Source organism: Pseudoalteromonas sp. 0303, assembly GCF_013349995.1.
Classification (GTDB): Bacteria; Pseudomonadota; Gammaproteobacteria; order Enterobacterales; family Alteromonadaceae; genus Pseudoalteromonas.
On record NZ_JABVXF010000004.1, the window covers coordinates 1 to 18,558 of the forward strand.

The 18,558-nt window shown below is 42.5% G+C and carries 13 protein-coding genes, 1 tRNA gene and 1 pseudogene; 6 read left to right on the top strand and 9 right to left on the bottom strand.

Going from position 1 to position 18,558, the window contains the following annotated elements:
• The first annotated feature begins 875 nt into the window (after positions 1 to 875).
• Positions 876 to 1,090, top strand: a pseudogene (locus HUS62_RS23480) (DUF2787 family protein).
• Between the two features lie 482 nt (positions 1,091 to 1,572).
• On the opposite strand, the gene HUS62_RS04125 reads toward HUS62_RS23480, so the two are convergent.
• Together HUS62_RS04125 and HUS62_RS04130 are read right to left on the bottom strand one after the other, a co-directional pair.
• Positions 1,573 to 1,657, bottom strand: a tRNA-Leu gene (locus HUS62_RS04125).
• A gap of 176 nt (positions 1,658 to 1,833) precedes the next feature.
• Positions 1,834 to 3,486, bottom strand: a complete 1,653-nt coding sequence (locus HUS62_RS04130) for an acyl-CoA dehydrogenase family protein (RefSeq protein ID WP_175078632.1) — start codon at positions 3,484 to 3,486, stop codon at positions 1,834 to 1,836.
• Between the two features lie 140 nt (positions 3,487 to 3,626).
• On the opposite strand from HUS62_RS04130, the gene HUS62_RS04135 reads away from it, so the two are divergent.
• On the top strand, positions 3,627 to 4,127 hold the full coding sequence (locus HUS62_RS04135) for an RDD family protein (RefSeq protein ID WP_058586574.1): 501 nt from the start codon (positions 3,627 to 3,629) through the stop codon (positions 4,125 to 4,127).
• Positions 4,128 to 4,200: 73 nt separating this feature from the next.
• Here HUS62_RS04135 and lptG read toward each other — a convergent pair whose 3' ends face one another.
• A complete protein-coding gene (gene lptG, locus HUS62_RS04140; RefSeq protein WP_054562714.1) occupies positions 4,201 to 5,268 on the bottom strand; it encodes an LPS export ABC transporter permease LptG in 1,068 nt (355 codons plus the stop codon).
• The gene (gene lptF, locus HUS62_RS04145) at positions 5,265 to 6,377 is read right to left on the bottom strand and encodes an LPS export ABC transporter permease LptF (protein ID WP_175078633.1); all 1,113 of its coding nucleotides are present in this window, start codon (positions 6,375 to 6,377) and stop codon (positions 5,265 to 5,267) included. The genes lptG and lptF overlap by 4 nt, the downstream gene beginning before the upstream one ends.
• A 322-nt stretch (positions 6,378 to 6,699) precedes the next feature.
• Here lptF and pepA point away from each other — a divergent pair, with 322 nt between their 5' ends.
• The 3 genes from pepA to HUS62_RS04160 all read left to right on the top strand — a co-directional run bounded on the left by pepA (position 6,700) and on the right by HUS62_RS04160 (position 11,666).
• On the top strand, positions 6,700 to 8,214 hold the full coding sequence (pepA, locus tag HUS62_RS04150) for a leucyl aminopeptidase (protein ID WP_054552638.1): 1,515 nt from the start codon (positions 6,700 to 6,702) through the stop codon (positions 8,212 to 8,214).
• A 126-nt stretch (positions 8,215 to 8,340) separates the two neighbouring features.
• The gene (locus tag HUS62_RS04155) at positions 8,341 to 8,787 is read left to right on the top strand and encodes a DNA polymerase III subunit chi (protein ID WP_054562716.1); all 447 of its coding nucleotides are present in this window, start codon (positions 8,341 to 8,343) and stop codon (positions 8,785 to 8,787) included.
• A 23-nt stretch (positions 8,788 to 8,810) separates the two neighbouring features.
• Positions 8,811 to 11,666 carry a valine--tRNA ligase gene (locus HUS62_RS04160; RefSeq protein ID WP_175078634.1) on the top strand — a complete coding sequence of 952 codons (2,856 nt, stop codon included), beginning with the start codon at positions 8,811 to 8,813 and terminating at the stop codon, positions 11,664 to 11,666.
• Between the two features lie 110 nt (positions 11,667 to 11,776).
• On the opposite strand, the gene HUS62_RS04165 is transcribed toward HUS62_RS04160, so the two are convergent.
• Positions 11,777 to 13,054 (bottom strand): outer membrane protein transport protein, encoded by a 1,278-nt coding sequence (locus HUS62_RS04165; RefSeq protein WP_175078635.1) that lies wholly within the window; start codon positions 13,052 to 13,054, stop codon positions 11,777 to 11,779.
• Between the two features lie 336 nt (positions 13,055 to 13,390).
• On the opposite strand from HUS62_RS04165, the gene HUS62_RS04170 reads away from it, so the two are divergent.
• Positions 13,391 to 13,714, top strand: coding sequence for a hypothetical protein (locus HUS62_RS04170; RefSeq protein WP_175078730.1), 324 nt, complete (start codon positions 13,391 to 13,393; stop codon positions 13,712 to 13,714).
• On the opposite strand, the gene HUS62_RS04175 is transcribed toward HUS62_RS04170, so the two are convergent.
• The 4 genes from HUS62_RS04175 to parC all read right to left on the bottom strand — a co-directional run bounded on the left by HUS62_RS04175 (position 13,674) and on the right by parC (position 18,558).
• On the bottom strand, positions 13,674 to 14,891 hold the full coding sequence (locus HUS62_RS04175) for an HD-GYP domain-containing protein (RefSeq protein WP_054562720.1): 1,218 nt from the start codon (positions 14,889 to 14,891) through the stop codon (positions 13,674 to 13,676). The two genes, HUS62_RS04170 and HUS62_RS04175, sit on opposite strands and share 41 nt — an antisense overlap.
• Positions 14,892 to 15,073: 182 nt before the next feature.
• A complete protein-coding gene (rraB, locus tag HUS62_RS04180) occupies positions 15,074 to 15,409 on the bottom strand; it encodes a ribonuclease E inhibitor RraB (protein ID WP_054562721.1) in 336 nt (111 codons plus the stop codon).
• A complete protein-coding gene (locus HUS62_RS04185; protein ID WP_082389235.1) occupies positions 15,409 to 16,095 on the bottom strand; it encodes a 1-acylglycerol-3-phosphate O-acyltransferase in 687 nt (228 codons plus the stop codon). Before HUS62_RS04185 ends, rraB begins: the two co-directional genes overlap by 1 nt.
• Before the next feature lie 165 nt (positions 16,096 to 16,260).
• Positions 16,261 to 18,558, bottom strand: a complete 2,298-nt coding sequence (gene parC / locus HUS62_RS04190) for a DNA topoisomerase IV subunit A (RefSeq protein WP_175078636.1) — start codon at positions 18,556 to 18,558, stop codon at positions 16,261 to 16,263.

Genomic DNA, 18,558 nt, shown 5'->3' on the forward strand with positions numbered 1-18,558 from the left:
CTACTCCATTATTACACTACTCCATTATTACACTACTCCATTATTCCACTACTCCATTATTCCACTACTCCATTATTACACTACTCCATTATTACACTACTCCATTATTCCACTACTCCATTATTCCACTACTCCATTATTCCACTACTCCATTATTCCACTACTCCATTATTCCACCACTCCATTACTCTACCACTCCATTATTCTACTACCCAATTATTCTACTACCCAATTATTATACTACCCCATTATCCTACCACCTTATTATTCTACCACCTTATTATTCTACTACCCTATCATTCTACTACCCTATTATTCTACTACCCTATTATTCTACTACCCTATTATTCTACTACCCTATTATTCTACTACCCTATTATTCTACTACCCTATTATTCTACTACCCTATTATTCTAAGACAATCCAGCTTTTCATTTGCCGAGGCTATGTCCTCAGCATATTTTTGAAACTATGCAACGAACTTTTCATCCGTAGTAATTGAGATTAGCTAATAGGGGTGACTGAATATCCGCTATACCTATATCTATTTACAATGTATTCATCGTTGTAGTGAGCTTCCCCTGAAGAGTTTGAAGTCCGATACAAATCGGTAAGCTAGGTGTCTATGAATTCAGGGGAAGATCATAATAAGAATTTTAAGAGCAGAAGATAGGCATTAATTAAGCTCGCAACAGTAAGTAAATAGCACCAGTTCATACTGCTATCCCAGCGCTAGGGTTCTCTAGCAAACTAAAAAATTAAATCATAATGAAACTGACTTTTGACCAAAGCCAGTACTTTGCTGTGTCTGAAAAGCTACTCTTAGCATTAAACTGACTAAATGGGCTAACGCTAACTAATTAGCTACTAGTATCATCTTTAATTTCACAGATGTTAACTACATTCCTGAAAACGGTGGTTTTCACCCTGTCGAGATAAGGCTGATTAAGCAAAGGGGTTTTGGCATTTTGATTACATCACTAACTTTAGCTACCAAGGTATTGGATACCCTAAATTGGTGAAAGAAATCGATGTATGTTTTCAATCAGCCGAGGTTACTCATTTGCATTTAGGCTTGCTGGCCAAATAGAGTGGAGATGAACTAGTCGAGCTGTTTCTAACCAACTTAATTGATTATGTCGAGCTGGTCGTGTTCACGGTTGAAATAGCGTTTAGCTAGAGTAAAAGTAACGGGGAAAGACCAGAAGACACGGAAGGTTTTCTGGTTATTACTCCATTTAGGGCTACAAGCCTTACCTAGTAAGGGATTTAGTTTTTACTTTCATATTGACGCGGCGGATTCAAAATCCAGCTTACAAAAATTCAAGTTAATAGAAGTGAGCTGTGGCAAAAAATCGTCACAGTTTGGGTTAATTTTATAAAAAAATGGATGTGACTAAGAAAAAACACATTGCAGAAAAGAAAAGATCCTTTTAAAATCAACGGGTTAAAAATTGGTGCCAGTAGGAGGGCTTTTACTTGCTTCAGTGCCACGCCCCGCGTGGCGCTCAAGTCCGCAAACTACTTTTCAGGCATAAAAAAACCCCAGCAAAACTGCTGGGGTCATAAAAGTGGTACCAGTAGGCGGACTTGAACCGCCACGCCCGAAGGCAACGGATTTTGAATCCGTCATGTCTACCAATTCCATCATACTGGCTTCATTTTTCTTTCACCTTCTAAACACGAGAAGATAAAGAAAAACCACTTTAGAGCAAAAGCTTTTTTAACTGCTTTTGTCTCTATGCCAAGCATTATACAAAGAATGGGTAAGGCAGCAAGCGTTTTGTGCGGCGTCACTGATCAATCGCACAATAATTAAACAAGTTGTTAACTTTAGAGTTTTGGCATCATTCGCGAAACAATCGCCTGACAATCGATATCATGACTCAGGCAGCCGTACTGACTAAACCCTGCGCTACTTAAACGACTTTTTACAAACGCATCGGCAATAAGTGGCTCACCAAATTGTAATAGCGTTGCTGCTTGCCAAAGCAACGCGAGCTTTTCAATTATGCGCCGAGCATGCATTTCGAGGTTTGCGGTATCTGTGAGCACCTCTTTAAGTTCATCGAGCTTTATCGCAAAATCGGGGTGCAAACTGCGCGCTTTTTCAAGCTCATTAATAAGCACCTCAAGTGATTCTGGTTCACGGCTAAACACGCGTAGAAGGTCGAGGCATTGCACATTACCAGAACCTTCCCAGATAGAGTTTACCGGCGCTTCTTTATAAAGTCGGCTGGTAATGTTGTCTTGTACATAACCCACACCACCAATACATTCCATAGCCTCATAAGTGTGCTGCACTGCCCGCTTACAGATCCAATATTTACCGATTGCTGTGGCGCTGCGTATTAATGCCACTTCATTACTATCATCTTGATTATCAAGGGCATGAGCAATACGCATTGAAATGGCAAGTGCAGCCTCAGCTTCGATAGCTAAATCAGCCAATACATTGAGCATGAGCGGCTGTTGATGCAAGTTTTTACCAAATACACTGCGCCCAGCTGTATGCCATATCGCTTCTTTTACTGCTTGTAACATCAGCGAGCTTGAACCCAACATGCAGTCATAACGAGTTAAAGCGACCATTTGAATAATAGTGGCAATGCCTCGCCCCGGCTCACCGAGTAACCAGCCATGCGCGCCTCTGAATTCAATTTCAGAACTCGCATTTGATTGATTACCTAATTTACTTTTTAAGCGCTGAATATACATGGCATTTTTCTCGCCAGTTTCGAGCCAGCGCGGCACTAAAAAGCAAGATAACTGCTTGTCATCGGTATTAGCAAGTACCAAAAAGGCGTCGCTCATAGGCGCTGAGCAAAACCATTTGTGGCCGGTTAAAGCATATAATTGCCCTGCACCACTTTCATTGATGGCGTCTGCTTTAGTGGTATTAGCCCGAACATCAGAGCCGCCCTGTTTTTCGGTCATCGCCATACCTATGGTGACACCTTTTTTCTCTGTCCAAGGCTTATTGTCAGAATCGTAATGATTTGCCAGTATTTTAGGTAGCCACATAGCCGCTACATTTTCTTGACTCGCAATGGCAGGCACACTAGCAAACGTCATGGTTAATGGGCAACCAGAGCCCGGATCAGCATGATTGTGTAGCACCGCCATTACCGCTCTTACAACATGGCTACCGGCTTTCTTTTGCTGCCAAGGCAAAGCGCAGTGCCCTTGCTCTATAGCATGCTGCATTAGCTGATGGTAACTTGGATGATAATCAACTTGGTCTATGCGTTCGCCAAAGCGGCTGTGAGTTGTTAATTCGGGTAAGTGTTTGTTTGCTAAGAACCCAGCTTGCAGTAATACACCTCCCACTTGCTCCCCAAACGCCGTTAAATGCGCAGTTCCCCATTGCCCAGCAAAACGATTTTGCCAGTATTGAAGTACCCTGTCGGCCTCATAGGCGTTGTAGTTTTCAAGTGGTTTGGGTTGATTAAATACTTGGTGAGTTTCGCTTTGAGAAACGGCCATAACTGTGTGCTCATTTTTATTATTTTCTCAACTATAGCAGGTCAGACCTGTTTGTCGACTTGCTAAACGGCCGTTAAGTATTTCTTGTTTGCGAAGGACTTTGCTAAACTACTGCGCAATTTAATTGGACGAGATTGTTTATGTCAGCTGAGTTTCCACGTGCCGGTTTCTGGCGCCGCTTTGCCTCTTTAATCTACGATACCTTGGTTATCATTGCTTTTGCGATGCTGACAACCGTACTGTATTTATTAGCTGTTCAAGGGCTAATTTCTTTAGACTTACTAAGTATTGGTGACGCTGAAGATGTATCTGCTTTCATTCAAAACTCGCCACTACTGTATGGCATTCGTAGTGCATTATTGGTAGTAGTGAGTGTTAGTTTCTTTAGCTATTTTTGGGCTAAGAGCGGCCAAACTATTGGTATGCGTGCATGGCGTTTGAAGGTGCAAACTCTCGATGGTCATTTAATTAGCTGGCATCAAGGTGCACTTAGAGCCATTACTGCACTATTAGGTTTAGGTAACTTAGTGGTGTTGGTCGATTTTAAAAATAAGCGTGCCTTACAAGATTACATCGCAAAAACAGAAGTGATCACCCTCACCAAAGAAGAAAATAAACGTATTTATCGCTCACTTGATTAAGTGATTAAGCAACACAGCAAGCACAAAAAAGCGTGGCTCAAACCACGCTTTTTTTGTGCTTTTTAAACGAGCATTACACTCGTTTATTCAATAGATAAGTTGCAAACCCTATAAACAGTAGGCTTGGTAACACAGCACCAACCACAGCTGGAATTTGGTAAACCATCACCACAGGACCAAATATCTCATTGGTTAAGTGGAAAGTAATACCGGTTATAACACCCATGATGATACGTGCGCCCATGGTTACTGTGCGAAGCGGGCCGAATATAAACGATAAAGCAACTAACAACATAACGGCGATAGATACAGGCTGCATGATCTTACGCCATAGTGCTAGCTCATAAGTGCTGGTGTCTTGCTCATTTTGCTGCAAATAACCTAAATATGACCAAAGCCCAGTAAACGACAGCGCTTCGGGCTTAACCGACACCACTCCTAATTTTTCGGCGGTCAGCTGCGAGTCGTAAAACTCTTCTTTATGCTGCTCAGTACTGATCTGCTCTGGCGTGATCATTACTTTATTTACATCACGAAGTAACCAACCATCTTTACGGTTTATTGCCTCTTCTGCCTTGGTAATTTGAGTAAGTTGTAACGATTTATCAAAGTGATACATATGCACGCCACGTAAAGTGCCTTGCTGATCGACATCTTCAATATTAATGAAGTTGCTACCATCTTTCGCCCACACACCTTGCTTAGCATTAAATACATCACCACCATAAATCGCTTGGTTACGTATTTCTTTTGCTTTGAGCTGTGCTTCTGGGGCACCCCATTCACCTAGCGCCATCATACAAATCGCCATAAACATCGCGGTTTTCATGACTGATGCAATAATTTGCAGGCGTGACATACCCGCCGCTTGCATAACGACCAGCTCACTGTTTGATGCCAACGCACCTAAACCTGTTAAGCCACCAATCAAGGCTGCCATTGGGAAAAAGATAACTAAATCACCCGGCATGCTATACAGGGTGTAAATCAACGCAGTTGCAATATCATAGCTACCACGGCCAACTGATTTTAACTGCTCAATAAACTTAATGAGGGTACTAATACCTACCAGAACCATTAAAGCAAAACCGGTGGTTTGAATTATGCTGCGACCTAAATACCAGTCGAGTGTTTTCATCATGCGCTTAACTCCCGCTTAGTCACAACTGCCTTTAACCATGCGCCGAGCGGACGACCTTTTATAATCAAGAAACCACCAATAAACAAGGCTGATAAATGGATCCACCATAAGCCAATTGAAGGCGGAATTTTACCATCTTCAACAGCAAACTTAGCTGCATTCAATAAAATGAAGTACCCTAAATACAAACTGATTGCAGGCACCAATTTAGCGAATTTACCTTGGCGCGGATTCACCACACTCAAAGGTACTGCGAGTAAAGTTAATAATGGAATTGAAAGCGGAATAGCTAAACGCCACTGCCACTGTGCAATAGCTTCAGAGGTTTTCATTTTGAATAAATCAAACGTTGGTATAGCTTCTAACTTACGACTCTGGTGCTCTATTTCTTGATCTTGAATTTGCACACTGTAACCATCGAACTCTGTTAGGTTTAACGCAGCAGACTCGCCATCTGTTTCATAGCGCTTACCATCATTAAGAACAAGTTGCTGCTCACCGTTATCTTGCTCAATCACCACACCACGCTCTGCATATACTAAACGGGCTAAGTCACCTTTTTCACGATCTGGTAGCTGTGCAACAAATACCTTGTGTAGCTCTTTACCGCTATTTTCGATGTTGTGAATGAAGACTACGGCTTTCTCATTACCCGTTTGCTGAAAACGCCCTGCACGTAATGCCGATAAGCCTGCATCAGCTTTGGCTTGCTCTTTTAATTGATATTCTTGCTCACTGGCCCACGGCGCAACATAAAGAGTAAGCGCACCGGCTAAAATAGCCATCGCAGTACTTGAGATAAGCGTGACACGAACCACATACCACTCACTGACACCACAGGCTTTGAAAACAGTCATTTCGCTGTCTGCATAAATGCGACTGTAGGCCAAAATAATCCCTAAGAAGATACTCAAAGGCAGAATAAGGGAAGCAAGTTGAGGAAGTTTTAGTGCAATCATCGAAAGCACAAGTTTAGCTGGAAGACCCCCTTCTGAGGCGTCTCCTAAAATAACAACAAACTTTTGAGACACAAAAATAGTCATCAAAGTTAAAAATACGGCGACCTGCGACTTGAAGACTTCAGTGGTCAAATAACGAAAAATTAGCAATGCTCGCCCCTGTTAAACATCGAGTTTCACTGGAATAGTAAGGAATTTTGAGTAAACTAGTTATTTTACTCACTTTATTATATGCCATCAAAGTTAAATATCATACCTAGCAAGAACATATAATCTTGCATAAATGGTGCAGATGGCGTCTATTATGTGATATTGATATTCACATTAAGATAAAGTTCAAAAACACATAAATAGAGTCATAGTTTATGTACTAAGATTAGTGCTATTAAACTAAAAAATGTAAGAAAGGACTCGAAAAAGAATTTCTTACCCTTATAAACTAAGGTTATACGACTCAATATCAGGAGTAACAATGGAATTTAGCGTAAAAAGTGGTAGTCCAGAAAAGCAACGTAGCGCATGTATTGTAGTAGGCGTTTATGAGCCACGTCGTTTATCCCCCATTGGTGAACAATTAGATAAAATCAGTGACGGTTATATCTCAAACTTACTACGCCGTGGTGACCTTGAAGGTAAACCAGGACAAGTATTGCTATTGCATCATGTACCTAACGTACTGAGCGAGCGTGTACTACTAGTAGGTTGTGGTAAAGAGCGTGAGCTTGATGACAAACAATATAAACAAATCATCTCAAAAACGATAAACACGCTAAACGAAACAGGTTCAATGGAAGCGGTATGCTTTTTAACTGAGCAACACGTTAAAAGCCGTGACACTTATTGGAAAGTACGCCAAGCAGTTGAAACAACTCAAGACTGCTTGTATACCTTCAATCAACTGAAAAGCAAAAAGAGCGACCCACGTCGCCCACTACGTAAAATTGTTTTCAACGTGCCAACGCGTCGCGAGTTGACTATTGGCGAAAGTGCAATTGAGCATGGCTTAGCCATCGCTGCTGGTAGCAAGTTATGTAAAGACGTTGCTAACATGCCGCCAAATATCTGTAACCCAGCTTATTTAGGTGAGCAAGCACAAGAAATTGCTGATAATTTCGATAATGTAAGCGTTGATATCATTGGCGAAGAAAAAATGGCAGAGCTGGGCATGAATTCATACCTAGCGGTTGGCCGTGGTAGTGCTAATGAATCGGTTATGTCGGTGATCAACTATCAAGGTGGCGACAAAGACCAAGCGCCAATCGTGTTAGTGGGTAAAGGCTTAACCTTTGACTCAGGTGGTATTTCGATCAAACCAGGCGAAGCCATGGATGAAATGAAATACGACATGGGTGGTGCAGCAGGTGTTATTGGTACTATGCGCGCTTTAGTGCAAATGCAATTACCGATTAACGTTGTCGGTGTTTTAGCAGGTTGTGAAAACATGCCAGGCTCAAACGCTTATCGCCCGGGTGATATCTTAACAACTATGTCGGGGCAAACAGTTGAAGTGTTAAATACCGACGCTGAAGGCCGTTTAGTACTGTGTGATGCACTCACTTATGTTGAGCGCTTTGAACCTGATACCGTTGTCGATGTAGCAACACTGACAGGTGCGTGTATTATCGCGCTGGGTTCACATGCTACAGGTTTACTATCAAACCACAACCCACTTGCCCATGACCTACTAAAAGCGTCTGAGCAAAGTGGCGACCGCGCATGGCAGTTACCTTTATGGGATGACTATCAAGAGCAACTTGAAAGCCCATTCGCTGATTTCACCAACTTAGGTGGCCGTGCTGCAGGTACGATTACAGCGGCATGCTTCTTATCTAAATTCACCAAAAAATACAATTGGGCGCATTTAGATATCGCAGGTACAGCATGGCGCAGCGGCGGTAAAAACAAAGGCGCAACCGGTCGTCCGGTGCCTATGTTGACTCAGTATTTACTGAACCGCGCAGGCGTGAGTGAAGCAAGTCACGATTAAGCCTTACCGTAAGCTTAAAACTAACCCTAAATAAGGCGCCAAATGGCGCCTTATTAATTGAAGCAATTCGCGTTCTATGTCAAAATCCCTGCTTTGATCTGTGTATCTGTGGGGACGAAAGTCACTATGAATATGAACGCACAATTTTACGTTCTAAAACAAGATGATAGTGCCCACCAAACGGCTGGCGCTGTTTTCGATCTGGCAGCTAAAATTGCTGCGGATCAGTATCGTCTAGGTCATCGCGTATTTATTTACGCTGATAACACCGACACGGCCCACACAATCGACGACATCATTTGGTCATTTGAACCAGATAGTTTTGTACCACATAACTTACAAGGTGAAGGCCCTAAAGGTGGCGCTCCGGTTGAAATTGGTATGACTCCACCTGTCGGCAACAGAAAAATATTAATCAACTTAGCTGAACACCTACCGGATTTTATTCGCCGTTTTCAGCAGGTTTATGATTTCGTACCCGTTGAGCCAAATGCTAAGCAAGCCGCCCGTGAGCGGTTTAAAAAGCTTCGCCAACTGGGCGCCCATATTGCAACGCAAGAAATTGACATTTAAGCATTTATTTAAGGTTCTGTGTAATGGATAAAACCTATAATCCGCAAGATATTGAACAGTCTTTATACCAAGGCTGGGAAGAAAATGGCTACTTTAAACCGTCTGGCCAAGGTGACGCATACTCAATTATGATCCCGCCACCAAACGTCACGGGTAGCTTACACATGGGCCACGCGTTCCAAGATACCATCATGGATACGCTAACGCGTTTAAAGCGTATGCAAGGCAACAACACTTTATGGCAAGTAGGTACTGACCACGCAGGTATCGCAACGCAAATGCTTGTTGAGCGTAAGCTTGCTGCTGAAGAAGGTAAAACACGTCACGACCTAGGCCGTGAAGCATTTATCGATAAAATCTGGGAGTGGAAAAACCACTCTGGTGGCACGATCACTAAACAATTACGTCGTTTAGGCGCTTCTGTAGATTGGGACCGTGAGCGTTTCACTATGGACGAAGGCCTTTCTGAAGCGGTTAAAGAAGTATTCGTACGTCTTCACAAAGAAGATTTAATCTACCGTGGTAAGCGCCTAGTTAACTGGGATCCTAAGCTACACACTGCGATTTCTGATCTTGAAGTTGAAAACAAAGACAAACAAGGTCACATGTGGAACCTACGTTACCCACTTGCTGATGGCGTAAAAACCAAAGATGGTAAAGACTACATCATTGTTGCGACAACACGTCCTGAAACAATGCTAGGTGATTCAGGTGTTGCTGTTAACCCTGATGATGAGCGTTACCAAGATCTGATCGGTAAAGAAATTTTACTGCCTATCGTAAACCGTCGTATTCCAATTGTTGCCGATGAACATGCAGACATGGAAAAAGGCACAGGTTGTGTGAAAATCACGCCTGCCCACGATTTTAACGATAACGAAGTAGGTAAACGTCACCAACTACCAATGATCAACATCTTTAATAAAGATGCAGCGGTATTAAGCGAAGGCGAAAGCTACACATTCGACGGTAAAGAGCTTGAATTAGATGCGCCAATCCCTGAGCGCCTACACGGCCTTGACCGCTTTGATGCACGTAAAGCGATTGTGAGCGAATTTGAAGAACTTGGCCTATTAGAAAAAATTGAAGATCACAGCCTAACTGTACCTTTCGGTGACCGTTCTGGCGTAGTGATTGAGCCTCTTCTTACTGATCAGTGGTACGTTCGCGTAGCACCACTTGCTGAGCCTGCAAAAGAAGCAGTTAAAAATGGCGACATTAAATTTGTTCCTCAACAATACGAGAACATGTACTTCTCGTGGATGAACGACGTACAAGACTGGTGTATTTCACGTCAGCTTTGGTGGGGTCACCGCATCCCTGCTTGGTACGACAACGAAGGTAACGTATACGTTGGTCGTGACGAAGCTGAAGTACGCCGCGATAACAACCTTGCTGATGATGTTGCACTTAAGCAAGACGAAGACGTTTTAGATACCTGGTTCTCGTCTGCGCTTTGGACTTTCTCAACGCAAGGCTGGCCGGCAAACACAGACGATTTAAAAACGTTCCACCCGTCTGACGTATTGGTAACAGGTTTCGACATCATCTTCTTCTGGGTTGCACGTATGATCATGATGACCATGCACTTCATCAAAGATGAAGACGGCAAGCCACAAGTACCATTTAAAACCGTTTACGTAACTGGCCTTATCCGCGATGAAAACGGCGATAAGATGTCTAAATCGAAAGGTAACGTACTTGATCCTATCGACATGATTGACGGTATCGATCTTGAAAGCCTAGTTGAAAAGCGCACTGGTAATATGATGCAGCCACAACTAGCGAAGAAGATTGAGAAGAACACTCGTAAAACATTCGAAAACGGTATCGAAGCACACGGTACAGACGCACTGCGTTTCACCCTTGCTGCAATGGCTTCAACGGGTCGTGATATCAACTGGGATATGAACCGTCTTGAAGGTTACCGTAACTTCTGTAACAAACTATGGAACGCAAGTCGTTACGTATTGATGAACACAGAAGAGCAAGACTGTGGTTTCGCTACAGATGCTGAAAAACAGTACTCACTCGCTGATCGTTGGGTTTTAGGCCAGTTTGAAGCAACTGTTAAAACCTATACTGAGCATCTAGAAAACTACCGTTTTGACCTAGCTGCAAACACCATTTATGAGTTCACTTGGAACCAATTCTGTGACTGGTACCTAGAACTTACTAAACCAGTATTGTTTAAAGGTAACGAAGCACAGCAACGTGGCACTCGTCATACCTTAATCACGGTATTAGAAAGCCTACTTCGCTTAATGCACCCGTTAATGCCATACATCACAGAAACGATTTGGCAACGTGTTGCACCACTTGCAGGTATCGAAACTGCGGGCACTAGCATCATGGTTCAAGGTTTCCCTGTATACAATGAAGCAAATGTTGATAGCCAAGCGATGGACGACCTTGAGTGGGTTAAGCAATTCATTCTTGCTATTCGTAACATCCGTGGTGAAATGGATATCAGCCCAAGCAAACCATTATCGGTATTGCTTGCTAATGCGTCTGACGAAGACAAGCGTCGCTTAACGGATAACGAAGCATTCTTAGCGTCTCTTGCTAAGCTTGAAGAGTTCACGTTACTAGATAACAAAGACGATGCACCAGCATGTGCAACATCGTATGTTGGTAACCTTGAGATCATGATCCCAATGGCTGGCCTAATCGATGTTGAAGCTGAACTAGCTCGTATCGCGAAGCAACTTGAAAAAGCAGAGAAAGGCTTAGCTCAAGTTAATAACAAATTAGCTAACGAGAAGTTCGTAAATAACGCGCCAGAAGCTGTACTTGCTAAAGAGCATGCTAAGCTGGCTGAGTTTACAGATGCGAAAGACAAACTATTAGCGCAAAAAGCGAAAATCGAAAGTCTATAACAGCATATATAAAGCGCGATTTATTCGCGCTTACAAAAAAGCCGCGCTATAACATTGTTATAGCGCGGCTTTTTAATGCTCTGTAGCAGCGACTTTACGTCGCGTCACAATTAAAATTTGTAGTTGTACTGAGCACCAATTAGAACTGCGTGACCTTTAGATTCATATTCCCATGAAACATCTTGGCCTAAAGAAGCAGCTAGGCTGTCTTTTTCAGAGAAGTTTTGTGTTTTACCACGAAGGATACTTACACCTAAGTCAACATTTGAGTTTTCGCTGAATGCGTAGTTACCACCAAACGAGAACCAGAAACGATCTGTATCAGGGATAGAGATTGAAAGGTGTGATTGGTCTGCTGGTGACTCATCGTATGCAATACCTGCACGAAGTAAAAGTGCATCGCTGTACTGGTAGTCAGTACCGATAGAGTAACGCATTGAATCTGAGAAGTTCTCTTCTTTAGAGAATACAACCGTTTCAAGGCTTGGTGTATAAGCTTCTAATTTTTGGAAGCTGTCCCAACCAGTCCATAAGATGCTGTAGTGTACGCCTAGCTTCTTATCAAGTTGATGTGAACCAGAAAATTCAGCAATTGCTGGTAAAGTCAGTTTTAACTCACCCGGTACTGTAGTACCCGCAAAACCGCCAACTGCAGCTGGAAGTTGGTTTGAGTACTCGCCCTCAAAGTCGATATCTGTTTCACTGCGGTAGTTAAAACCAAAACGGTTGTTTTCATCTAACTGATACATCGCACCAATGTTCCAACCAAAGCCGTAGTCGTCACCTTCAAGGTGAGCGATTTGCGTGCTCGCTGGTATGCCAAATGGGTTAGTACCTGCATTACGAATCACTTTCGCATCAGCATAAACATAGTTTAAACCAAGACCTAAGCTGAACTGTTCGTTGATTTTATATGAAGCGCTAGCATTCATGTTAACTGTTACGATTTCAGTTTCACCAGCAATAGAGCCTGCCGCGTAGTCATCTTTAAACTCAGTTGAAAGACCGAAGTTTGAAAAAGCACCAAAGCCTAAAGACACTTTATCGTTTAAAGGCATTGTGAAGTAACCTGCAGGGATAAATGCAGATGGTGCGATGCTATCGTCATCGATAGAGCTTTCATCTAAGCCGTATGCAGCACTTTCGCCTTTTAAGCTTACATCTGGAATTACAGCGATACCTGCTACTGAGATTTGCTTGTCTTTGAATAAAGACATAAGTGCAGGGTTACGAGCAACAACTGATGCGTCATCTGCAACAGCTGCTTCACCAGCGTATGCACGACCTAAACCTGAAACGTTTTGCTCTGCTAATTGGAAAGCTGCAGCAAAGCTGTCAGCAGAAACAACAGCAAGTGATGCTGCAATTAGTGTTTTAGTGAACTTCATAAATCTGTGTCCTCTTGCAAACTTGTGCGAAAGCTAATCCAACAATGAGGGCAACCTATTAGTTAAGCATAAAAGATTAGCGCTGGATGTTGGTATTAGATGTTTTATTCTAATGATTACAAACTTTCGAACATTACCTTAATTAAGATCAAAAAGCTGTAATTTTTCGTTAGAAATAGGTAAAAAACCCGCATTTTAACAACAAGATAACAACCTATTAAAACTCATCAGAGCTCTGATAACAAAAACAATAAACAGTAGTAATTATCATTTGCATTGACATCAGTTTATTGTCCCATTAGACTAAAAATAAAGGTTTTACTGTTGAGTTTGAGTATGGAAATCGCATTGATTATTGCGGCTCTGATGTTATGCGGTGTGAGTGTTCATTATTTTTGTAAAGCAAACTATTGCGCGTGCACTAAAGCAGGTGATTGCGATAACCCAGTTAATCACTATTGGCTAGGCGCCATGCTGAGTGCTGTTTTATCACTACTACTATGTTGCGTGGCCTTACATGTAGAAAAAGGCACATTGCTGTGGTTGGTATTAATGACGAGTTGTTTTAGTGGTGCATTTATATCAGCAAAACGCTGTGCCAAAAAACGCTGTGTTAAGTCTAAACAAGCAGATGCTCTTTTAACAAACGAGCCAAATTAAGCTGATAATCTAGAGGCTTAATACTAGCAATAATTTTTAGTTCTTTTTCTACACTTAAATCGACATCTTTGGCAGTAATATGATGCTTATGCTTGGCATTATAGAAGATCTTTATTTTCGGCTTAATTGGGTTTTCGTGGTTACCTTCCATCACTAACGCCAAGCGCTCATTATTCAACTTCACAATCGTTCCAACAGGGTGCACCCCTAGGCATTTAATAAAGCGTTGCACCAACTCAGAGTCAAACAATTGCTTATTGGCAAGTAAATAACGCAGCGCTGAGATTGGCTCTTCTCCCATTTGATGCGGCCTGTCTGCTGTCATAGCATCATAAACATCAACGATTGCCATCATACGGGCTGCACGGCTCAGCTTTTCAGCTGCAATACCGCGAGGGTAACCTGTACCATCTAAACGCTCATGGTGATTCACTATCATATCGAGCATTAACGGCGTAATGCCCTTTTCACCTTTCACTAAACCTAAACTCTGCGCCACATGCTTTTTAACAACTTGCATTTCGTTGTCGTTCAAAGCGCTTGGTTTTGACAATACACCTTGTGGCATTTTCGCCTGACCAATATCGTGCATCAATGCACCCATTGCCAGCTCTTTAATTGTCTTTTCTTTGTAACCTAGGTACTTAGCAAACACACTCACCAAAATAGCGGTGTTGATCATGTGCCGCCAGTTATAAATATGTTTATCTTTAAGGCGAGTTAAGATAGTTAAGGCATTGTGATTACGAAATACCGAGCTGACTATATCAACGGCGATATCATCAAGCACAGCTACATTCATCTTTAAACCCGATGTGATATCTGAGTAGAAACCTTGCAATTTTCGGCTGTGCTGCTCGTAATGCACGCTGGCTTTTAGAAACTCTTGTTGAACCGTGATCCCTTGCGGTGCTTCGTTAGCTGCAGGTTTTTGTTCAACCTTAGGTTTAGCCGGTTCAGGCTTTGGTTGGTATTTTTTAGGGAGTGCAACATCGCTTTGTGTAAAGTCGATGAGTAGCTCTTCAACCCCTTCAGAGATCAGGCGCTGAATAATCGTTTTATCACGCACTAAACCACGTGTTTTGATCTTAATACTATTTACATGCTCTTGTTGCTTACTGACACTGTCAACAAACATCCCTGGTACAAGTTCGGCAATGGGTAAGGTAATAAGCATATGTGAGCTTAGCGCATAAAAACATCGAGTTTTTTATTATCGCTAATTGATTACAAATGTCTATAGATTGGGTAGCGAATACGAAATAGGTATTAGTTAGAAAGGGGAAAGTTAGAAAGAGTAAAGTTAGAAAGTAGCAACTCGCTAACTTTATCCCTGATAGCTGACAGCTCTGTAGCTGTTTATTCCTGAAAGTAAGTACCCCAGCCGTCGTATTCTACGTCGGTTTGCTGAGCAAGCGCTTCTAGCTTGTCTACATCCTCCATAATCGCTTCTACTTCAAGTTCACACTCAACAACCACGTCAAAGCTCCACACTTTCTCGCCGTCTTCTAGCTCAAGTTCTGCAGGTTCTTCAACATCGTAACCCAGTTTAAAAGCGGCTAAAGCGGCTTGCTCTAACTTTTCAAAATTTTCGCTAACAAAGTGGTGCTCCACTTCATAAAGTACTTCAGGATCTGAGCCATCTTCAAGTAATGAAGTAACGATGTCTTCAGTAATTTCGCGCCAATTTTCCATTATTTGTTTCTCACTTGAGCATCTAATTCAGTTATTTTAGCAGCCATAATCTGATGAACATGTGAAGCATGGTCACGAGCAGATACGTCTTTATCAAGATAAATCGGCGCTAACATTTCGAGGTAAATTGTACCATTATCCCAGCGATTTAGCTTAATAGTTTTGTGTGTTGTACTCATACAAACTGGCACAACAGGCACATCAGCACTCATTGCTGTGTGGAAAGCACCTGTTTTGAAGGGTAATAAACCACGACCATAGCTTCGCGTGCCCTCAGGAAACATCCAAACCGATAAGCCTTTTTGTTTTATTTTCTCAGCTGATTTAGAGATTGTGCCTGCTGCTTTTGAACGGTTAGCGCGGTCAATCAAGATATTTCCCGATAACCAATACAGCTGACCAAAAAACGGGATCCATTTGAGGCTTTTTTTACCTAGGCTTACGCAGTTCTCCGGCACCATGGCAGGTAAAGTGAATAGGTCATAGTTATTTTGATGATTTGCTACATAGACAGCAGGGCCAATATTTTTTGGAGTCTCGTGATATTTAAGCTCTAGTTTGACACCTAAAATTTTAGCTACCTTGCAAAACCAACCCGCAATAATATGCACGTTATTAGTATGAAACGGCTTAACGATGCATAAAAGCAGCCCAAAAACACAGCTTAAAACAATGAATAACGCCATGAAAATTATGCGAAAAATAGCTAACAAACGAATTCTCCTCGTACTAATCAGCGCGCATTATAACGTGAAAAACACCATTTCCATAGCTTTAAGCGCACATGTGTACGCTTAAAATTTCATAACGTTTTAACAATAAAAAGGCCTGCAATTGCAGGCCTCTGGTTTTTACTCTGTTACTTCGCTTGGCGACTCATCACTATCATCTGTTTGAGTCACTTCGACTACAGCTTCGTCAACACGCTGTAAGCCTCTGGGTAACTTATTACCTCGTCTACCGCGTTCACCATGATAATGCTCAAGATCTGCCGGTTTCAGTGTTAGTTTTCGTTTCCCTGCATGCAGGGTTACGCTACTGCCCTCAGGCACCACAGCCAGTACTTTTACAAACTCTTCACGGGCTTGTACTTTCGCACTTGGGATAGAAATAATCTTATTTCCTTTACCTTTGCTTAGCTTAGGTAAATCACGCAGTGGGAATAACAACATGCGGCCTTCGTTAGAAATTGCCATACAGTAATCTGTTGCTACGTCAGTTACTCTAATTGGCGCGAGTAATTCACCGCCTTTAGGGACACTAACCAGCGCTTTACCGTTTTTGTTCTTACTCACCAGATCTTTAAAGTCGCTTATAAAGCCATAACCTGCATCTGAAGCCATTAACAACACTTGGTTGTCTTCTGCCATCACCACATGCTCAAAGTTGGCTCCTGCGCTTAAGTTAAAGCGCCCTGTCATTGGCTCACCTTGGCTTCGAGCTGAAGGTAAACTGTGTGCATCAGTAGCAAAAGCACGACCACTTGAGTCTAAGAACACTGCTGGTTGGTTACTCTTACCGCGCGCTGAGGCTTTATAGCTGTCGCCTGACTTATAACTTAGCCCTTCAACATCTAAATCATGGCCTTTACCAACACGTGCCCAACCTTTTTCAGATAACACAACGGTCACTGACTCTGAAGGAATAAGGTCTTTTTCACTTAGCGCTTTAGCTTCAACACGTTCAACAACTGGTGAGCGACGATCATCGCCATACATTTCAGCCGCTTCTTGAATTTCTTTTTTCATCAAGGTCGACATACGACGCTCTGAACCAAGCGTTTGCTCTAGCTTGTCACGCTCAAGGGCAAGCTCATCCTGCTCACCTTTAATCTTGAACTCTTCAAGTTTTGCTAAATGACGTAGTTTTAACTCTAAAATCGCTTCCGCTTGAATATCAGTTAAACCAAAACGCTCCATTAATACAGGCTTTGGTTTATCTTCAGTACGGATAATTTCGATAACTTCATCAATATTTAAAAAGGCCGTTAATAAACCTTCTAAAATATGTAAGCGAGCTAATACTTTATCTAAACGGTGCTGTAAGCGGCGGCGAACTGTTTCACGGCGGAACGTTAACCACTCAGTTAAGATACTACGTAAATCTTTAACTTGCGGACGACCATCAAGTCCAAGCATGTTTAAGTTTACGCGGTAGTTCTTTTCTAAATCTGTGGTTGCAAATAGGTGTGCCATTAATGGCTCAGCTTTAATGCGGTTTGAACGCGGTACAATCACGATACGAGTTGGATTTTCGTGATCAGATTCGTCACGTAAATCAGCAACCATTGGCAACTTTTTAGCATTCATCTGCGCTGCAATTTGCTCAAGTACTTTTGCACCTGAACACTGATGAGGCAGCGCGGTGATCACTATATCACCTTGCTCTTCAGTGTAAATTGCACGCATCTTTATAGAACCACGTCCGGTTTGATAAATCTTACGAATATCGTCTTTCGGTGTAATGATCTCAGCTTCTGTTGGGTAGTCAGGCGCATGCACTAACTCAAGCAACTCTTCGATTTCTGTCTTTGGTTTATCAAGTAATAGACAACAGGCACTGGCAACTTCACGCACATTGTGTGGTGGAATATCGGTTGCCATACCTACCGCAATCCCCGTTACACCATTAAGTAAGATGTGCGGTAAGCGCGCAGGTAACACCATTGGCTCATCAAGTGTACCGTCAAAGTTTGCGGTCCAATCGACCGTGCCTTGACCCAGTTCTTTTAATAGAACTTCTGAGAACTTAGATAAACGCGCTTCGGTGTAACGCATTGCTGCAAATGATTTAGGATCATCAGCAGCACCCCAGTTACCTTGACCGTCCACCAGCGGGTAGCGGTAAGAAAACGGCTGCGCCATTAACACCATCGCTTCGTAACAAGCACTATCGCCATGGGGGTGGTATTTACCTAGTACATCACCCACGGTACGGGCTGATTTTTTATATTTTGCTTGCGCCGATAGCCCCAGCTCGCTCATTGCATAGATGATACGACGCTGTACAGGCTTAAGACCATCACCTACATGAGGTAAAGCACGGTCCATGATGACGTACATTGAGTAGTTTAAGTAGGCGTCTTCAGTAAAGCGCCCCATTGTTTGTTGTTCTACGCCTTGCATCAGCAAGGTATCTGTATCACTCAT

Coding starts and splice junctions, on each gene's coding strand:
- HUS62_RS04155 (WP_054562716.1), top strand. CDS start 8,341: ATGAATATGAACGCACAATTTTACGTTCTAAAACAAGATGATAGTGCC.
- HUS62_RS04160 (WP_175078634.1), top strand. CDS start 8,811: ATGGATAAAACCTATAATCCGCAAGATATTGAACAGTCTTTATACCAA.
- HUS62_RS04185 (WP_082389235.1), bottom strand. CDS start 16,095: ATGGCGTTATTCATTGTTTTAAGCTGTGTTTTTGGGCTGCTTTTATGC.
- HUS62_RS04135 (WP_058586574.1), top strand. CDS start 3,627: ATGTCAGCTGAGTTTCCACGTGCCGGTTTCTGGCGCCGCTTTGCCTCT.
- HUS62_RS04175 (WP_054562720.1), bottom strand. CDS start 14,891: ATGCTTATTACCTTACCCATTGCCGAACTTGTACCAGGGATGTTTGTT.
- pepA (WP_054552638.1), top strand. CDS start 6,700: ATGGAATTTAGCGTAAAAAGTGGTAGTCCAGAAAAGCAACGTAGCGCA.
- HUS62_RS04165 (WP_175078635.1), bottom strand. CDS start 13,054: ATGAAGTTCACTAAAACACTAATTGCAGCATCACTTGCTGTTGTTTCT.
- lptG (WP_054562714.1), bottom strand. CDS start 5,268: ATGATGAAAACACTCGACTGGTATTTAGGTCGCAGCATAATTCAAACC.
- parC (WP_175078636.1), bottom strand. CDS start 18,558: ATGAGTGATACAGATACCTTGCTGATGCAAGGCGTAGAACAACAAACA.
- HUS62_RS04170 (WP_175078730.1), top strand. CDS start 13,391: ATGGAAATCGCATTGATTATTGCGGCTCTGATGTTATGCGGTGTGAGT.
- rraB (WP_054562721.1), bottom strand. CDS start 15,409: ATGGAAAATTGGCGCGAAATTACTGAAGACATCGTTACTTCATTACTT.
- HUS62_RS04130 (WP_175078632.1), bottom strand. CDS start 3,486: ATGGCCGTTTCTCAAAGCGAAACTCACCAAGTATTTAATCAACCCAAA.